The organism is Bacillus sp. TH30 (genome assembly GCF_016650875.1).
Lineage (GTDB): Bacteria > Bacillota > Bacilli > Bacillales > Bacillaceae_G > Bacillus_A > Bacillus_A mycoides.
Window position 1 is genome coordinate 3,071,583 of sequence record NZ_JAEKEY010000002.1, and the last position, 15,918, is coordinate 3,087,500.

Consider the following 15,918-nt stretch of genomic DNA (forward strand, 5'->3'; position numbering starts at 1 on the left):
CGTGCCCATCTAGGATAGAGTCTCGCCTATTTTTTCGTTATTTATTCCGTAATTTTGCTTAATATGCTTAATTGCTTCGCGTTTACTAAGTGGAGCGAGCTCGTTAGTTTGAACGTATTCCCATACTACATCTGGTTTTGTTTTTGCATATTCGCGAAGGACCCAGCCGATTGCTTTTTGAATGAAAAATTCTTTTGAGGAATGTAGTTGTCCGATAATCCAGAAAAGGAGTTCTTCATCCATTTTTTGTTTATATTTTAGCTGGAATAAAATAGCGGCACGTTGTAACCATATGTTTTCTGATGCAATCCATTTTGGAATATATGCAGAAATTAATTCTGGATGTTTTAAAAAGATAGCACCTAAAAATGTAGGGACGATGCTATCAACAGAATCCCACCAAGATTTTGTGACAATAAGTTCTTCTAAAAATGGGATGTGAGTTTCATTTATGTGTTTTTTATATTTTTGCATGATATCGAGTGCGGCAGCTTGAAATTCACGTTCTGGTAGGTCCCAAAGCTCACGCACGATAATTTGGAAGTCCTTTTTATCTGGGAGAGTATGTATTTGAATTACGTCTTTCAATAACTGTCTTCTCTCAGGAGTTTGAATACCGAGAAACGGGAAGTGATTTTTCATATAACGTGCCATCGGTTCTGCTTTTTCGGGATTTTGATGAGCTGTAAAATGCTCTTGTAATGCCTTTACAAATGGATGCATAGGTATGTACTCCTCTCTCATTATCTTTCTCTTCTTATTATACAAAGAGTTTGGTTAAATTTTAAAACATAACTTGCACTGTAATGAAATATGTTGAGAAGAGAGAGGAGAGGATAAGATGGAAGATCAAGGCGTACTAGCAGGTTTCTTTGCTCTTAGTTTTGCGTTTATTCTTGTTATAATAATTTGGGCAATTATTTCGTATTTGTTAACGGCTTTTGCACTTTATACGATGGCAAAAAATGATGGTGCAACTGATGGTGTTCTTGCTTTTATTCCGTTTATAAATAGTAAGATATGGGGTGATTTAGCGAAAGATAAATTACCAGATTTCTTGAAAGAAGAAGCAGGGTGGAAAGTATTTGGCATATATGTTGGATGCTTCATCTTTAATTTCGTACCAATTCTATATATATTAGCAACAGCTGTATCACTTGTACTGTCTATTTATCTTATCTATGCTATTTTGGATAGATACGGAACGAATTCCATACTATTTACGATCATTCATACAATCACGTTTTCGGTTTTCTTGCCGATTCATTTGTTCATTATTCGGAATGAGCCGGTGAGGTATAACGAGTAGGCGTATCAAAGTTGCCCTGCGGCCGATATATTTGGTTCTATAATAATTCGGATATGCTGAAAAAAGAACGAAAGCGCCCTGCTGAGCAGGGCGCTTTTTTCTACTACATAAGATAGCGTAAGTAAATGTAAATATGAGAAATGATTAATGAAACGATCATAATTGGGAAGCCGACTTTAAGGAATTCCATGTAGCTGAATTTATGTCCTTCACGACTTGCGATTCCGGCTACGATTACGTTAGCAGAAGCTCCGATTAATGTTCCGTTTCCACCTAAGCAAGCACCTAATGCTAATGCCCACCATAGTACGTCGATTTGTGCGTCAGAAGGTGATAAACCTAGCCCAACTGCCATATCGTTAATAAGTGGAATCATTGTTGCAACGAATGGAATGTTATCGATTGTTGCAGAGGCGATACCAGATACCCATAGAACAAGGATAGATGCCTGAGAAATATCTCCGCCTGTTATTCCAATTACTTTTTGAGCTAACATTTTGATAAGCCCGATATCAATAAGTCCTCCAACGAGTACGAATAGTCCCGCGAAGAAGAAGATTGTTACCCACTCTACACTTGCGAATACCTCTTCAATTTCATGCTCTTTCACACCGATTAGCATAAGTACAGTAGCGCCAGTTAAGGCGATGATAGCTGCATCAATATGGAAAATAGAATGAGTCATGAAACCTAAAATAGTAAGGCCAAGTACTGTTAAAGATTTCTTCATTAATACTGGGTCTTTAATGTATTGTTTTTCATCTAAGCTCATTAATTTTTTAATTTGTACAGGATCAGCAATTAATTGCTTACGGTACATGAAGTAAAGAATTGTTGCTGTAACAGCAATAATGATGATTACGATAGGTGCTAAGTTGAATAAGAAAGCATTGAAATCTAAATGCTTATTTGCAGAACCAATCATAATATTTGGCGGATCACCAATTAATGTTGCTGTTCCTCCGATATTTGAAAAAATAATTTCAGAAAGCAAATATGGAACAGGATTTACTTGCAAGATGCGCGTAATAGATAAAGTAACTGGAACAACAAGAAGTACTGTTGTAACGTTATCTAAAAATGCGGAGCCAAGCGCGGTAAGCAAGGAAAGTGAAATTAAAATTTTAATTGGATTTCCTTGTGCTCCTTTTGCGGCTTTAATGGCAACGTATTGGAAGACACCTGACTTACTTGTAATGTTTACCAGTATCATCATACCGATGAGTAATGTAATTGTTCCCCATTCAATATGTTTCGTAAAGGCATTGTGTAAGTCAACGACCCCTGCAATTACCATGAATGCTGCACCAAGAAGTGCGATGACAGCACGGTTAATTTTTTCAGAAATAATAATGGCATATGTAATTAAAAAGACTGCGATAGCGAAATAATACTGCCAGTTTGCGAGTTCTTGCGTTGTTTCGTGCAAAACTCTCATCTCCTTTCATTCACTTTTCTTAGTGTGTCAAAAAATTAACTAGATGAAACACACATAACGTCATTATAAAGTAGAAAAATGGCGGATGTAAATGAAAGGGTTTATTTTGTCATATTTTCTGCATAGGTCATTTTTTCTTATTTTTAAAAATATTTGTGGGCATCTGACATATATATAAGATACATCCAATCTGAATATTTAAAATCGAATCAGCATTCGAGCTTGTTCGTGTAGGAGTATCAAATAGAAAGGAATGACAAAGATGATAAGGAAGGGATCGTATGGATGAACAACGATTTTTGTTTTTAGACTTTGAGTTTACGATGCCCCAGCATAGAAAAAAGCCAAAAGGTTTTTTCCCAGAAATTATTGAGGTCGGACTCGTTTCAGTTGTTGGCTGTAAGGTGGAAGATACGTATTCATCGCATATTAGACCGAAAACATTTCCGTCTTTAACGGATCGATGTAAAAAATTTTTAGGAATTAAACAGGAAGTAGTGGACAAAGGAATTTCTTTTCATGAACTTGTTGAGAAACTTGCAGAATATGAAAAGAGTTGTAAACCGACAATTGTAACGTGGGGAAATATGGATATGAAAGTCTTAAAGCATAACTGTGAAATGGCGGGAGTAGAATTTCCATTCTTTGGACAGTGTCGTGATTTATCGCTTGAGTATAAGAAGTTTTTTGGAGAGAGAAATCAAACAGGGCTGTGGAAAGCAATTGAGGCGTATGGAAAAGCAGGAACAGGAAAGCATCATTGTGCGCTTGATGATGCGATGACGACATATAATATTTTTAAGTTAGTAGAAAAAGATAAAGAGTATTTAGTCAAACCAGCACCTCCGACATTAGGGGAACTTGTTGATTTTTCGAAAGTGTTAAAGAACGTGAGTACACAGTAACGACCAAATTGCAAAATATGTAATTTGGTCGTTTTGTTTTTTAAAGTTTGTAATCTTGCTTCAATTGCTGAAGTGTTTCTAGACTACGCCCCGCAAAAGGTGAATCATCTTCAGAAAATGAATTCATTTGAGTTTCTAATGTTAATTTTAGTGACTCTGTATAATCCGGAATTTCTCCTTCATATTTCTTCACCATTTGCTCTGGAATGTTCGTCTGTTCACGAAAAGCTAAAGCACGTCTTTCATGGAAGAATGGTACGTCAGCTTGTTTTACATTATGTAAATCACCTTGCACTGGATGTTTTAAAACAGCTAGTACTTTTATGACGTAACTGCCAGGACGGCTATTTGTAATTTCGCCGATGTATTTTCCAGTTTTATAAATACCAGTAACGATTTCACCAATTTCAAATGTTTCTCTCATATTTTTCACCTCAAGTTTATAGTAAGGAAAGTGCGCGAAGGAGTCAAAGAAATCATTCGCTTTCGGAACGCCCCCTTGAGAATATGACAGGCTTCAATTATAATTTAAGATGATAAAACAGAAAATTCTGATGTTTATTCTTACTATAAATTCCCCGATAAGGAGTGTTTCATATGATGCCTTTATATTTTCCTGAAGATAAAACGGAGTATATTATTCCAGGTATTGTTTGCGTTCTATTTATCATCGGTGCGGTCGCTACGTGGCGTATGTTTATTCGTGTATCAAAACGAGAAGCAGAGCGATTACAGAAAGTAGAAGAAAAGCTTTTAGCTGAAAAGAAACGGTAATTCATTTTTGTATGTTTCCCTCTATGCTCGGACAATCTAAGGGCAGAAAGCATTTTGGAGGGAATTGAATGAAAAGACGGCTTTTTTTCAGTTGTTGTTTATTATTTCTAATGGCGGGTTGTGACCAAGGGAAGCCGAAAGAAATTGATGTGAAATTACATAATGCTTCAGGTGATGAAGTTGGGACTGCAAAAGTAGCTCAGCAAACAAGTGGAGTGAAAATTACGATTAAAGCGGAAGGCTTTACACCAGGACCACACGGGATACATGTGCATGAAATCGGAGAATGTAAAGCGCCTAGTTTCGAATCATCTGGGAATCATTTTAATCCGGATAATAAAAAACATGGGCTCTTGAATCCGAAAGGTGCAGAAAATGGTGATTTACCGAACGTAGTTGCAGACGGTTCGGGAAAGATTAAAGCAGAAATCGATGCTCCACATATAACGCTTGAAGAAGGAAAAACGACGATTCATAGAAAAGATGGAGCGTCTATTATTATTACAGAAAACGCTGATGATGGTATGACGCAACCAACTGGTAAATCTGGTGGCCGAATTGCTTGCGGTGTTATCGTAAAAAAAGCGTCGGATCTGAAGAAAAAATAGAAGCTACCTTGAATGGTAGATTTTGTTGGAAAACTGCATGATAGTAAGTGGAATTATATCGATTTACCGAAAAAAGGAGGCTATCCCAATATCATTTTGGGATAGCCTCCTTTTTTGTTATGAGAATGTATGGTGTAGTCTGTTTAAAATTTCTTCTAAAACAGATCTAGGACAGCCAATGTTAATTCGGATATAGGCTTCTCCACCTGTTCCGTATTTCTCACCAGGCTCAACGATGATTTTACCTTTCTCTTCAAGCAATGCTGTTCGTTCATCTTGAGAAAGATCCAAGTGGGAACAATCAATCCACAGTAAAAAACTACCTTCTGGTTTAATTACAGAAAGAGCTGGTATGTGATTTTGAATATACTTACAAGCAAATTGAGCGTTATCTTCAACGTACAATCGAATTTCATTTAGCCAATCATTACATTCTGTATAGGCACTTTGCATTGCTGTATAAGCAAATGTATTTAATCCGTGGAATCCTTGTCTATATTGGATAGACATAAAGGCATTACGGAGATTTTCATTCGGAATAATAATGATCGATGCTTGTAATCCAGCGATATTAAATGTTTTGCTCGGAGCCATACAAGTAATAGTGCGTGCTGCTAATTCTTCAGATAAAGAAGCAAACGGTGTATGAGTATGGCCTTTATAAATAATATCGGCGTGAATTTCATCCGCGACAACGGTTACATTATACTGTGTACATAACGTACCGAGTTTTGTTAGCTCCTCTTTCGTCCAAACGCGCCCGATAGGATTGTGAGGGCTGCAAAGAAGCATTAGTTTTACACCTTGTTTAAATTGAGTTTCTAGATGCTCGAAGTCTATCTTATATATGCCATTTTGTTTAAATAAGGGACTCTCACATATTTGTCTATTATTTGTTTTGACCATTTCAAAAAACGGTGGATAAATAGGAGGTTGTACGAGTACGGCTTCTCCTTCTTTCGTTATAGCTTGTATGCTCGTACTAAGAGCTGGAACGATACCTGCGCTAAATACAATCCAGTCTTTTTGTATTTCCCAATTGTATTGGCTTTTCGTCCAATTACAAATGATATCCCCAATATTTTCAGGAGGAAGTGTATAGCCGAAAATAGGATGTTCTGTGCGTTTTTGTAATGCAGTTTGAATTGGTTTTGGTACTTCAAAATCCATATCGGCAATCCAAGCGTGGATGAGCTCTTCATTTTTATATGTATCCCATTTTGTACTATGCGTTCCGCGACGATTTACCGTTTTATGAAATAGTTGCATATGTTTGCTCCTTTCTTCTGTCAAACTGTTAAGTTATGAAAATTCTCACTCTTCTTATAGAATAGCTGATGTGATACGATAAAGAAAAGCATTAAAAAGTGAAAAGGCGGGAAGCAGATGGGTGCATATGACAAAATGATTGAGGTTGTGAAAAATTGGGATCCGTTTCAAATGGGACCGGAGTTTTATGAAACAGAAGCGAGCGATGTTGTAAACGTCGTAAGTGTGTTTGATGATCCGAAATACATCGCAAAGAAGATTCAACATATATACTTTATGTCTTTTGAAGAAGTACCTGCACTTGAAAAATGCGAAAAATTAGCAGTAGAGTTACTCGTACTAAAAGAAGGCGGAAGTTGTTCGTTATAGGCTGTCGGAATTTACGACAGCCTTTTTGTTTATTTTCATTTGTGCTGATTGATTAAAGCTTCACTTTATCCCGTTTTAACGGGCAGTAAGACTCCCGCCTCAAAATCAGGTTGAAGCAAAGAGGTTAGGTGAGAAATCAAACTGCCCGTAAAAACCCGATTGGTGAAGGCTAATAATCCGTGGGGATAGAGCCTCCCACGGATTAAAGCTTCACTTTATTGCGTCGCAAACGTAATAATTTCTTCATAAACATGATCGGGCTTTTCTTCAGGTAGTAAGTGCCCTGTATTTTCGTAAGAAATGAAAGTTGAATTAGGTAGGTCCTTATGGAGACGGTGTCCTACATGTACAGGTACGACGCGATCTTTTTCACCCCAGATGAGTAATACTGGGGTTTCGATTTTTTGTAATTCAGTTGAAGATAAGTCACCTTCACGGTCTCTTATCATTCGAGTTAAAGCAGGGAATATACGATCATCATAAAAAGGAGCAGCATAGCCTTCCATCATTTCATTGTCAATTAATGAATGGTCATGAACGACATTCATTAAGTTATGGACGATGCCCCTTCGAATAATCCAGTTCTTCACGTATAAGTGGAAGAACGGTAAATAAGAGGAGTACAGTAAAGGTAAGTTTGCGCGTGCTAAATAACTAGAGCTACATAGTAAAATCGTCTTTGAAATTAATTCAGGGCGTAAACGGTTTACAAAGAGTGAAATTTGTCCGCCCATAGAATGGCCAACTAATACAATATTCGCGAGAGATAAATGTTCGATTAAATCGATAATAATAGCTGCTAAATTGTGATAAGAATATTTAAAGAGATGAGATTTATCACTTTTTCCGAATGGTGGTAAATCAAGGGCAATTACTGTACCTTCCTTTGTTAGTAAAGGAATGAGTCGTCGATAGCTAAATGAGGAAGAGAGGAAGCCGTGAACGAGTACGAAAGTAGGTCGTTCTTTTTTAGTATTATGTTCATACAATTCGTAATGAATAGTAGTCCCGCGAGTGGAAAAAGTGAAGTAAGGGCATTTGCATTCATGGTTCATTTTTTGTCACTCCATTGATTTTTGTTCATATCATCTCCCGGCAAGAAACAAAATATGTTAACAAAAAAAGGCAAGATGACATCGTCATCTTGCCTTTCGCTTATTTATCCCGCTATTTGCGGGCAGTAGACTCCCACCTCAAAATTCGGCGAATGCGAGGAAGTTAGGTGGGAGATAACTGCCCGTAAAAGCCCGATTGGTATGGGCTAATAATCAGTGGGGGATGGACAAAACCCCCACTGATTAAAGTTTCACTTTATAATTACCCACGCACAATATTAGGTGGTGTTTTTCCTTGTAATCCTGCTACTAAATTTTCAGCAGCTGTCATTGCCATTTGCTGCCGAGTTTTTAATGTTGCAGATCCGATGTGCGGTAAAGTTACAACGTTTTGTAATGATAAGAGCGGATTCTCTTTTTGAATCGGCTCTTGTGTAAATGTGTCGATGCCGGCTGCAAATATTTTCTTTTCTGTTAACGCATGAATTAATGCAGTTTCATCTACTGTTTTCCCGCGAGAAGCATTAATGAAAATTGCTGTTTCTTTCATTAGTGAAAATTCCTTTTCACCGATAAGATGATACGTTTCATCTGTTAATGGAGTAAGAAGAATAATAAAATCAGATTGTTTGATTAAAGTTTGTAAATCACAATATGTAGCATCAAATTTTTGCTCAGCTTCTTCTTTACGGCGACGGTTATAGTAAAGGACATTCATATCAAAGCCGAATTTCGCTCGTTTTGCGACAGCTTCTCCAATTCGTCCCATTCCGATAATACCAATCGTACTATGATGTACATCTAGTCCGAAGTGTTCTTTTCCAATTTCAGCGTTCCATTCACCATTTTTCACATAGGAATTGAGTTCGCAAACACGGCGACCAGCAGATAACATAAGAGCGAAAACGAGATCGGCTACTGTATCGTCTAACACATATGGAGTATTCGTTCCGATAACATTTTGTTTTTCCATCGCTTTTAAATCAAAGTTATCATGGCCAACAGAAATGTTACTTACTACTTTTAAATTAGGAGCAACCTGCAATAACTCTTCATTTATAGTAGATCCGAAATTTAATAACCCATCTTTATCTTTTATTTTTTCTAATAGAACATCACGAGGTACTTTCTCGTTTTGATCCCATTTTTCAAAATCACAGTGTTCTGATAAATAGTTTTCTACAAATGTTGGAACTGGTTCGGCAATATATACTTTTGGTTTCACGGTTCCATCCCCTTTCGCTTTATCACGCATTTTTCCGCTGATTAAAGTTTCACTTTATTTTGACATAATTCACTAAAAAAATCTTCTTTTCAAACTGGAAAGGGTATTTGTATAATTTAGACAAAACCGAAAAGGGAGGATGATTTATATGGTGACAGAGAAAGAATTGGAATTATTAGCTTGTCTTGAAAAGAATAGTCGTTTATCTGTAGATACATTAGCGAAGTTGTTAAATATAGAAGTAGAAGAAGCGAAAAAAATGGTTACGAAATTAGAAAGTGAAAAGATTATCGTGGACTATGTAACACATATCGATTGGACAAAGGTGAAAGAACATACAGGTTTAACGGCGATGATCGATGTGAAAGTTACGCCAAAGCGCGGCGTTGGGTTCGATGCGGTTGCTGAACAAATTTATCGTTATTCAGAAGTAAAATCTGTGTATTTAATGTCAGGGACATACGATCTTTCTATTACATTAGAAGGAAAGACGATGGGAGAAGTAGCGATGTTTGTTTCTGAGAAATTAGCAACAATTGAATCTGTCGTTTCAACGACAACTCATTTTATTTTGAAGAAGTATAAACATGAGGGGATTATTTATGAAAAGACAGATGATGATAAGAGAATTGTGGTGACACCGTGAAGCAATTTGACCTATCTAGAGTAGCAGAATCTTTACAACCGTCCGGTATACGAAAGTTTTTTGATTTAGCGGCAAGTATGAAAGGTGTTATTTCACTTGGAGTGGGAGAGCCGGACTTTGTTACACCTTGGAATGTAAGGCAAGCATGTATTCGTTCTTTAGAACAAGGATATACGTCATATACAGCAAATGCAGGATTATTGGAGCTCCGTCAAGAAATAGCAAAGTATCTAAAAAAACAATTTGCAGTATCTTATGATCCGAATGATGAAATCATTGTTACAGTTGGAGCGAGTCAAGCGCTAGATGTAGCGATGCGTGCTATTGTAAACCCTGATGATGAAATACTTATTATTGAACCAAGTTTCGTTTCGTATGCACCGCTTGTTACGTTAGCGGGCGGGGTCCCAGTTCCAGTGGCGACTTCATTAGAAGATGAATTTAAAGTACAGCCAGATCAAATTGAAGCAGCTATTACAACGAAAACAAAGGCAATATTACTTTGTTCTCCCAATAACCCAACAGGCGCAATGTTAAATAAATCCGAATTAGAAAAGCTAGCTGTTATTGTTGAGAAGTATAATTTAATCGTGTTATCGGATGAAATTTATGCAGAGCTCGTATACGACGAAGCATATACGAGTTTCGCGAGTATTAAAAATATGCGTGACCATACGATTTTAATTTCAGGATTTTCAAAAGGGTTTGCCATGACGGGATGGCGTCTTGGGATGATTGCAGCCCCTGTTCAATTTTCAAAATTAATGCTCAAAATCCACCAGTATTCAATGATGTGTGCACCAACGATGTCTCAATTTGCAGCGCTTGAAGCATTACGCGGAGGAAATGATGAAGTAATTCGAATGAGAGATAGCTATAAAAAGCGTCGTAACTTTATGACGACATCTTTCAATGAAATGGGCTTAACATGTCATGTGCCAGGCGGGGCATTTTATGTCTTCCCTTCTATAGCTTCAACCGGACTATCTTCAGCAGAATTTGCAGAACAATTATTATTAGAAGAAAAAGTCGCTGTTGTTCCTGGAAATGTGTTTGGCGGGAGTGGTGAAGGATTTATTCGTTGTTCATATGCAACATCGCTTGAGCAACTTATGGAAGCAATGAAGAGAATGGAACGGTTCATAGAGAATAAAAAAAGGACAAAACACAATACGTTTTGTCCATAAAAGGGGGGGAATACTAGAAAGCCATGTGTTAGTATTCTATCCTAATATTGGAGAATTATACGTATTACAGGAAATTTTTTCGTGAATTTTGAATGAGTTCTATCAAAGTGGTATAATTTACTAATATAAGGTGGGAGTATCCTCGGTGTTTTACTTAGGATACTTACTCACTAATCGGATATTTAACAATAAATACATCTGCTTTGCTATTTACAATTGTAGAGAAAATGGTAAACGTATGGGAGTGTTTCACATGTCAGAACAATATACAACGGGAGTGGTTGTAACAGGGAAAGTAACTGGAATTCAAGATTACGGTGCATTTGTAGCTTTGGATGCAGAAACACAAGGACTTGTGCATATATCTGAAATCACAAATGGGTATGTAAAAGACATTCATGACTTTTTAAAGGTCGGAGATACAGTAGAAGTAAAGGTACTTTCAATTGATGAAGAACACAGAAAAATGAGTTTATCGTTAAAAGCGGCGAAAAGAAAGCAAGGACGAATTCTTATACCGAATCCATCAGAGAACGGATTTAATACACTGCGAGAAAAGCTAGCGGAATGGATTGAAGAGTCGGAGGTAATAAAGTAAAAGAGGAACGCATATGAGCGTTCCTCTTTTACTGTGACTTATGATATATATATTTGCAAATATGATTGCATGCAATCATATTCGTATGTCGGAGGCGAAAAAGACATACTGACTATTGAATTTCATGTGTTTCTGGGTGAGTACCAAGATTCTCGGATGGTTTAAATAGTAAGCCGAGATTGATAAGCCCAGAAATACCAACGATGCCGTAAATAATACGTGCAAGAGCTGACTTCTGTCCCCCGAAAATAGCCGCTACTAAGTCAAACTGGAAGAACCCGATCAGTCCCCAGTTAACAGCGCCGATTACAGTGAAGACTAATGCGATACGTTGCAAGGTACTCATGAAAAGTCCCCTCCTTAATGTGAAGCGTGAGCAAGCAAGGAGTTAATAAGAAAATTTAACTCCTTTATAGAATGGTATAGTTTTGTTGTTTTTATACATGAAAAATGTACGAAAAACGATGTATATACATCTATACCGAAAAATTCGAATTTTTATGCAAAAAATGAACTTTTTCTAAAAAATAAATAATGGTTACGTTTACAATTGTTGAATCGCTTGATTTACAACTTTAGTTTCGCTAAAGTGAATACAGAAATACATATACATAATTGGAGGGAAAAAGATGAGTACACATGTAACGTTCGACTATTCTAAAGCGTTATCCTTCATCGGTGAAAATGAACTAACTTATTTACGTGATGCAGTGAAAGTAACACATCATGCAATCCACGAAAAAACTGGAGCTGGGAACGATTTCCTTGGGTGGGTAGAGCTTCCGCTTCAATATGACAAAGAAGAATTCGCTCGCATTCAAAAATGCGCAGAAAAAATTAAAAATGACTCTGACATTTTACTTGTTGTAGGTATTGGTGGTTCTTACCTAGGAGCACGCGCAGCAATTGAAATGTTAAACCATTCTTTCTATAACACGCTTTCTAAAGAACAACGTAAAACTCCACAAGTGCTATTTGTTGGACAAAACATTAGCTCCACTTACATGAAAGATTTAATGGACGTACTAGAAGGTAAAGACTTTTCTATTAACGTTATTTCCAAATCAGGTACAACAACAGAGCCTGCAATCGCATTCCGTATTTTCCGTAAATTATTAGAAGAAAAGTATGGAAAAGAAGAAGCACGCAAACGTATTTATGCGACTACAGATAAAGCGCGCGGTGCTTTAAAAACATTATCTGATAATGAAGGCTACGAAACGTTCGTTATTCCAGATGATGTTGGCGGTCGTTTCTCTGTATTAACACCAGTAGGTTTATTGCCAATCGCTGTAAGTGGCCTAAACATTGAAGAGATGATGAAAGGTGCAGCTGCTGGCCATAATGATTTCGCGAAATCAGAACTTGAAGAAAACCCAGCTTACCAATACGCAGTAGTTCGTAATGCTCTATATAATAAAGGGAAAACAATTGAAATGCTTGTTAACTATGAGCCAGCACTTCACTACTTCTCTGAGTGGTGGAAACAGTTATTTGGTGAAAGTGAAGGAAAAGATCAAAAAGGTATTTTCCCATCTTCAGCAAACTTCTCAACTGACTTACACTCATTAGGTCAATACATTCAAGAAGGTCGTCGTGACCTATTCGAAACAGTTCTTAAAGTAGGTAAATCTACACACGAACTAAAAATCGAATTAGACGACAACGATTTAGATGGATTAAACTACCTTGCTGGTGAAACGATAGACTTCGTAAACACAAAAGCATACGAAGGTACATTACTTGCACATAGCGATGGCGGAGTACCAAACTTAATCGTAAACATCCCTGAATTAAATGAGTACACATTCGGTTACCTTGTATACTTCTTCGAAAAAGCATGTGCGATGAGCGGCTACCTATTAGGCGTAAATCCATTTGACCAACCAGGAGTAGAAGCATACAAGAAAAACATGTTTGCTTTACTTGGTAAACCAGGATTTGAAGAATTAAAAGCAGAATTAGAAGAGCGTTTAAAATAATGAAAAGCGATCGGGTCTCCGGTCGCTTTTCATTATTTTATTGAAAGGTACATCGGTATATTCAAACTAGAATGGGTATGCTAAAGGAAAAGTCTAGGAGGGATGGGCTTGATTCCGATTCAATCAAAATTAGAAGGATGTACATATGCGTTATATAAGTTAGAAGAGGTTATGAAACCACTTGGATATAGTATTGGCGGTAATTGGGATTATGATAAAGGATGCTTTGATTATAAAATCGACGAAGAAGAAGGGTATCAATTTTTACGCGTACCATTTACAGCGGTGGATGGGGAACTAGATGTGCCTGGTGTAATAGTCCGTCTTGAAACACCGTATATTCTTTCGCACGTATATCAAGACGAACTAGATGATAATGTTAATGCTTTAACAGCTGGAACGAGTGGATTGGATCAATTTGCGGAGCCGCAAGATCCAGATGGAGATGTGAAAAGAAAGTATGTCAATATTGGTAAAGTATTGGTACAAGAACTAGAAAATCATTTTTTTAATGGTGAATAACGATGAGTATGTCGCTTTCGATGAGAATGAAAGAATGAACTGGATTGATCATATATTGTTCGTTGCGCTTTACACCTAGTAAGAGAATGTTTTGCTTTAAAAGAGTATAGCTACAATTTGCAAAGGATTGTCCGGTGCAGGACCGGGGAATCTCCATCAGTTGTAATTTGTTATCAGAGATTTCATCGTAAAGTGAGAATAGTACACCTGAAATGGAAGGGAATAAAAGAGAAGCGGTAAATACATAGCTCGTTAATTTATTTCCTTCTATAATTTCTGATACGCCAGCTCTCGTTGCATTTTGGATTTGTTCAGAAGTAAGAAGTTCAGCGATGCAGTGAATGTTTGGATTAAGTCCTTTTGCAGTTAAAATATTTAAAATGGACTGTGTATCTGCTAAGCTTTCGTTCTTCTCTTTATCCGCTGTTATTAATATAGTGTGAGCTGTTGTAATGTTAGCTTTTAATAAAGTTTGATCGTGATGCGGACAACCTTTTATAAATTCTAAATGATGAAATGGCTTTGGAAGTAAAGAAAGTGTTTCATCAATTAAAACGATATCAAGGTTCGGTTGTAATATGTGCATTTGTTTTACAACATGTTTTGCACGCTCATTCCAGCCAACGATAATCATATGACCATTAGAGGTAGCAGCTGCTTCACCCTTAATTCTCATATATTGTTTATTAATCATGTCGGTAGCGAATAGAACCATATAATAAGAACAAAATCCCGTTCCTAATAAAATAATACATATACCAATAAGTTTTCCTATCGTTGTATGGGGGGCGAAATCGCCGTATCCAACGGTGAAAATGGTAACGATTGACCACCAAACCCCGTCGAACCATGTGGTGAAGTGAGATGGCTCTAATATATGTATAAGAAAGCCGGAGAAGGTAGTAAGTACAATAATAAAACAAATTAAACGAAATATAATGGAATCACGAAATGTATCTACTAAATTCGGACGGGATTTCAAGTTCCTATTCCTCCTTACTTTTCAGGACTACATTCATTGTTACCATTATAGAAAAAAGAAAAACTCTCTAATTAAAAAGAGAGTTCATTTCATAATTAATACATACTTTCAACTTCAGTTTGTTGAACACTTTCAAGATGCTGAAGAGCATAATAAACATCAGCAGTATGTCTTTTTTGATCGATAGACAATTTTAAATGTAAATAGTGCGAACCATTTTCCAATGTTTTGAGCTTCATGTTCTTAACTTTTATATCCATTTCTTTTATTTCTTCAATTACGGTCGGGATATTGTCCATATTTCGTACAACGAGTTTCACTGCGATATCACGTTGGCGAAATGATCTAGGACCGACGTATTTCATCGCTAATGGTATAAGTTCTACACTAATCATAAGGAAACACATTCCGAAAATAGCCTCGATATAGAAACCAGCTCCAACGGCAATGCCGATGCCAGAAGCACCCCAAATCATAGCGGCGGTCGTTAACCCCGCAATACTATCGTTTCCTCTGCGTAAAATTACACCGGCACCTAAAAAACCAATTCCTGATACAATTTGAGCGGCAAGTCGAAGTGGATCCATATTCATATGATCGGTATGTGGTAAGTTGTAAGCTGCTTTAATAGAAACAATGGTTAGGAGGCAACTAATAATAGAAATAACTAAACACGTTTTTAAGCCGAGTGGTTTACGTTTTAATTCGCGCTCTAAACCGATAGCGAATCCTAAAATAGCCGAGAGACCTAGTTTTATTAATAAGTCGGTGTAGTCCATGTATATTCCTCCTTGTATGATATGGTATATGAATAAAACGTTTATCCCACTATTTGCGGGCAGTCAGCCCCGCCTCAAAATTCGCCGAATGCGAGAAAGTTAGGTGGGGGACGACTGCCCGTAAATGCCCGATTGGTGAAGGCTAATAATCAGTGGGGGATGAATACCCCCCACTGATTAAAGTTTCACTTTATATAGAAAGAAACGTTTTTTGACAGAGTGACTTTCTATAGAATATATGTAGGAATTACTTAGAAATGAAAGAGATGT

General features: G+C 37.0%; 19 protein-coding genes. 10 read left to right on the top strand and 9 right to left on the bottom strand.

The window, feature by feature from the left end; all coding sequences use genetic code 11:
• Positions 1 to 9 precede the first annotated feature (9 nt).
• Positions 10 to 723 (bottom strand): DNA alkylation repair protein, encoded by a 714-nt coding sequence (locus tag JFU20_RS17825; protein WP_002015862.1) that lies wholly within the window; start codon positions 721 to 723, stop codon positions 10 to 12.
• Between the two features lie 118 nt (positions 724 to 841).
• Between JFU20_RS17825 and JFU20_RS17830 the strand changes: the two genes are divergently transcribed.
• Positions 842 to 1,309, top strand: a complete 468-nt coding sequence (locus JFU20_RS17830; protein ID WP_002015861.1) for a hypothetical protein — start codon at positions 842 to 844, stop codon at positions 1,307 to 1,309.
• Between the two features lie 103 nt (positions 1,310 to 1,412).
• On the opposite strand, the gene JFU20_RS17835 is transcribed toward JFU20_RS17830, so the two are convergent.
• A complete protein-coding gene (locus JFU20_RS17835; protein ID WP_002145115.1) occupies positions 1,413 to 2,738 on the bottom strand; it encodes an ArsB/NhaD family transporter in 1,326 nt (441 codons plus the stop codon).
• 290 nt (positions 2,739 to 3,028) lie between these two features.
• Between JFU20_RS17835 and kapD the strand changes: the two genes are divergently transcribed.
• Complete coding sequence (kapD, locus tag JFU20_RS17840) at positions 3,029 to 3,652, top strand: 3'-5' exonuclease KapD (protein ID WP_002015858.1); 624 nt, start codon at positions 3,029 to 3,031, stop codon at positions 3,650 to 3,652.
• Between the two features lie 40 nt (positions 3,653 to 3,692).
• Here kapD and kapB read toward each other — a convergent pair whose 3' ends face one another.
• A complete protein-coding gene (gene kapB, locus JFU20_RS17845) occupies positions 3,693 to 4,076 on the bottom strand; it encodes a kinase-associated lipoprotein KapB (RefSeq protein ID WP_033715975.1) in 384 nt (127 codons plus the stop codon).
• A 173-nt stretch (positions 4,077 to 4,249) separates the two neighbouring features.
• On the opposite strand from kapB, the gene JFU20_RS17850 reads away from it, so the two are divergent.
• Positions 4,250 to 4,426, top strand: a complete 177-nt coding sequence (locus JFU20_RS17850) for a hypothetical protein (RefSeq protein WP_000982764.1) — start codon at positions 4,250 to 4,252, stop codon at positions 4,424 to 4,426.
• Positions 4,427 to 4,494: 68 nt separating this feature from the next.
• On the top strand, positions 4,495 to 5,034 hold the full coding sequence (locus JFU20_RS17855; RefSeq protein WP_002089287.1) for a superoxide dismutase family protein: 540 nt from the start codon (positions 4,495 to 4,497) through the stop codon (positions 5,032 to 5,034).
• A gap of 117 nt (positions 5,035 to 5,151) precedes the next feature.
• On the opposite strand, the gene JFU20_RS17860 is transcribed toward JFU20_RS17855, so the two are convergent.
• Complete coding sequence (locus JFU20_RS17860) at positions 5,152 to 6,303, bottom strand: MalY/PatB family protein (protein WP_033715974.1); 1,152 nt, start codon at positions 6,301 to 6,303, stop codon at positions 5,152 to 5,154.
• Positions 6,304 to 6,420: 117 nt separating this feature from the next.
• Between JFU20_RS17860 and JFU20_RS17865 the strand changes: the two genes are divergently transcribed.
• A complete protein-coding gene (locus tag JFU20_RS17865) occupies positions 6,421 to 6,672 on the top strand; it encodes a YugE family protein (RefSeq protein WP_002015854.1) in 252 nt (83 codons plus the stop codon).
• Positions 6,673 to 6,887: 215 nt separating this feature from the next.
• On the opposite strand, the gene JFU20_RS17870 is transcribed toward JFU20_RS17865, so the two are convergent.
• Positions 6,888 to 7,727 carry an alpha/beta fold hydrolase gene (locus JFU20_RS17870; protein WP_002089283.1) on the bottom strand — a complete coding sequence of 280 codons (840 nt, stop codon included), beginning with the start codon at positions 7,725 to 7,727 and terminating at the stop codon, positions 6,888 to 6,890.
• Between the two features lie 262 nt (positions 7,728 to 7,989).
• Complete coding sequence (locus JFU20_RS17875; RefSeq protein WP_002015852.1) at positions 7,990 to 8,982, bottom strand: 2-hydroxyacid dehydrogenase; 993 nt, start codon at positions 8,980 to 8,982, stop codon at positions 7,990 to 7,992.
• Between the two features lie 118 nt (positions 8,983 to 9,100).
• Here JFU20_RS17875 and JFU20_RS17880 point away from each other — a divergent pair, with 118 nt between their 5' ends.
• The 3 genes from JFU20_RS17880 to yugI all read left to right on the top strand — a co-directional run bounded on the left by JFU20_RS17880 (position 9,101) and on the right by yugI (position 11,383).
• Positions 9,101 to 9,598: an Lrp/AsnC family transcriptional regulator gene (locus JFU20_RS17880; protein WP_016106498.1), complete on the top strand. Its 498-nt coding sequence runs from the start codon at positions 9,101 to 9,103 to the stop codon at positions 9,596 to 9,598.
• Positions 9,595 to 10,785, top strand: coding sequence for an aminotransferase (locus JFU20_RS17885; protein WP_201038794.1), 1,191 nt, complete (start codon positions 9,595 to 9,597; stop codon positions 10,783 to 10,785). Before JFU20_RS17880 ends, JFU20_RS17885 begins: the two co-directional genes overlap by 4 nt.
• Positions 10,786 to 11,038: 253 nt before the next feature.
• Positions 11,039 to 11,383, top strand: coding sequence for a S1 domain-containing post-transcriptional regulator GSP13 (yugI, locus tag JFU20_RS17890; protein WP_002015848.1), 345 nt, complete (start codon positions 11,039 to 11,041; stop codon positions 11,381 to 11,383).
• Positions 11,384 to 11,495: 112 nt separating this feature from the next.
• Here yugI and JFU20_RS17895 read toward each other — a convergent pair whose 3' ends face one another.
• Entirely contained in the window at positions 11,496 to 11,729 is a 234-nt protein-coding gene (locus JFU20_RS17895; protein WP_002089278.1) for a DUF378 domain-containing protein, read from the bottom strand.
• A gap of 283 nt (positions 11,730 to 12,012) precedes the next feature.
• Here JFU20_RS17895 and JFU20_RS17900 point away from each other — a divergent pair, with 283 nt between their 5' ends.
• Together JFU20_RS17900 and JFU20_RS17905 are read left to right on the top strand one after the other, a co-directional pair.
• Positions 12,013 to 13,365, top strand: coding sequence for a glucose-6-phosphate isomerase (locus JFU20_RS17900; protein WP_002015845.1), 1,353 nt, complete (start codon positions 12,013 to 12,015; stop codon positions 13,363 to 13,365).
• A gap of 108 nt (positions 13,366 to 13,473) precedes the next feature.
• Complete coding sequence (locus JFU20_RS17905; protein ID WP_002131278.1) at positions 13,474 to 13,887, top strand: YugN-like family protein; 414 nt, start codon at positions 13,474 to 13,476, stop codon at positions 13,885 to 13,887.
• Here JFU20_RS17905 and JFU20_RS17910 read toward each other — a convergent pair.
• Positions 13,874 to 14,869, bottom strand: coding sequence for a potassium channel family protein (locus JFU20_RS17910; protein ID WP_201038795.1), 996 nt, complete (start codon positions 14,867 to 14,869; stop codon positions 13,874 to 13,876). The two genes, JFU20_RS17905 and JFU20_RS17910, sit on opposite strands and share 14 nt — an antisense overlap.
• 95 nt (positions 14,870 to 14,964) lie before the next feature.
• Positions 14,965 to 15,648, bottom strand: a complete 684-nt coding sequence (locus tag JFU20_RS17915) for an MgtC/SapB family protein (protein WP_002034530.1) — start codon at positions 15,646 to 15,648, stop codon at positions 14,965 to 14,967.
• Positions 15,649 to 15,918 lie beyond the last annotated feature (270 nt).

Coding starts and splice junctions, on each gene's coding strand:
- JFU20_RS17825 (WP_002015862.1), bottom strand. CDS start 723: ATGCATCCATTTGTAAAGGCATTACAAGAGCATTTTACAGCTCATCAA.
- JFU20_RS17830 (WP_002015861.1), top strand. CDS start 842: ATGGAAGATCAAGGCGTACTAGCAGGTTTCTTTGCTCTTAGTTTTGCG.
- kapD (WP_002015858.1), top strand. CDS start 3,029: ATGGATGAACAACGATTTTTGTTTTTAGACTTTGAGTTTACGATGCCC.
- kapB (WP_033715975.1), bottom strand. CDS start 4,076: ATGAGAGAAACATTTGAAATTGGTGAAATCGTTACTGGTATTTATAAA.
- JFU20_RS17850 (WP_000982764.1), top strand. CDS start 4,250: ATGATGCCTTTATATTTTCCTGAAGATAAAACGGAGTATATTATTCCA.
- JFU20_RS17855 (WP_002089287.1), top strand. CDS start 4,495: ATGAAAAGACGGCTTTTTTTCAGTTGTTGTTTATTATTTCTAATGGCG.
- JFU20_RS17860 (WP_033715974.1), bottom strand. CDS start 6,303: ATGCAACTATTTCATAAAACGGTAAATCGTCGCGGAACGCATAGTACA.
- JFU20_RS17865 (WP_002015854.1), top strand. CDS start 6,421: ATGGGTGCATATGACAAAATGATTGAGGTTGTGAAAAATTGGGATCCG.
- JFU20_RS17870 (WP_002089283.1), bottom strand. CDS start 7,727: ATGAACCATGAATGCAAATGCCCTTACTTCACTTTTTCCACTCGCGGG.
- JFU20_RS17875 (WP_002015852.1), bottom strand. CDS start 8,982: ATGCGTGATAAAGCGAAAGGGGATGGAACCGTGAAACCAAAAGTATAT.
- JFU20_RS17880 (WP_016106498.1), top strand. CDS start 9,101: ATGGTGACAGAGAAAGAATTGGAATTATTAGCTTGTCTTGAAAAGAAT.
- yugI (WP_002015848.1), top strand. CDS start 11,039: ATGTCAGAACAATATACAACGGGAGTGGTTGTAACAGGGAAAGTAACT.
- JFU20_RS17895 (WP_002089278.1), bottom strand. CDS start 11,729: ATGAGTACCTTGCAACGTATCGCATTAGTCTTCACTGTAATCGGCGCT.
- JFU20_RS17900 (WP_002015845.1), top strand. CDS start 12,013: ATGAGTACACATGTAACGTTCGACTATTCTAAAGCGTTATCCTTCATC.
- JFU20_RS17915 (WP_002034530.1), bottom strand. CDS start 15,648: ATGGACTACACCGACTTATTAATAAAACTAGGTCTCTCGGCTATTTTA.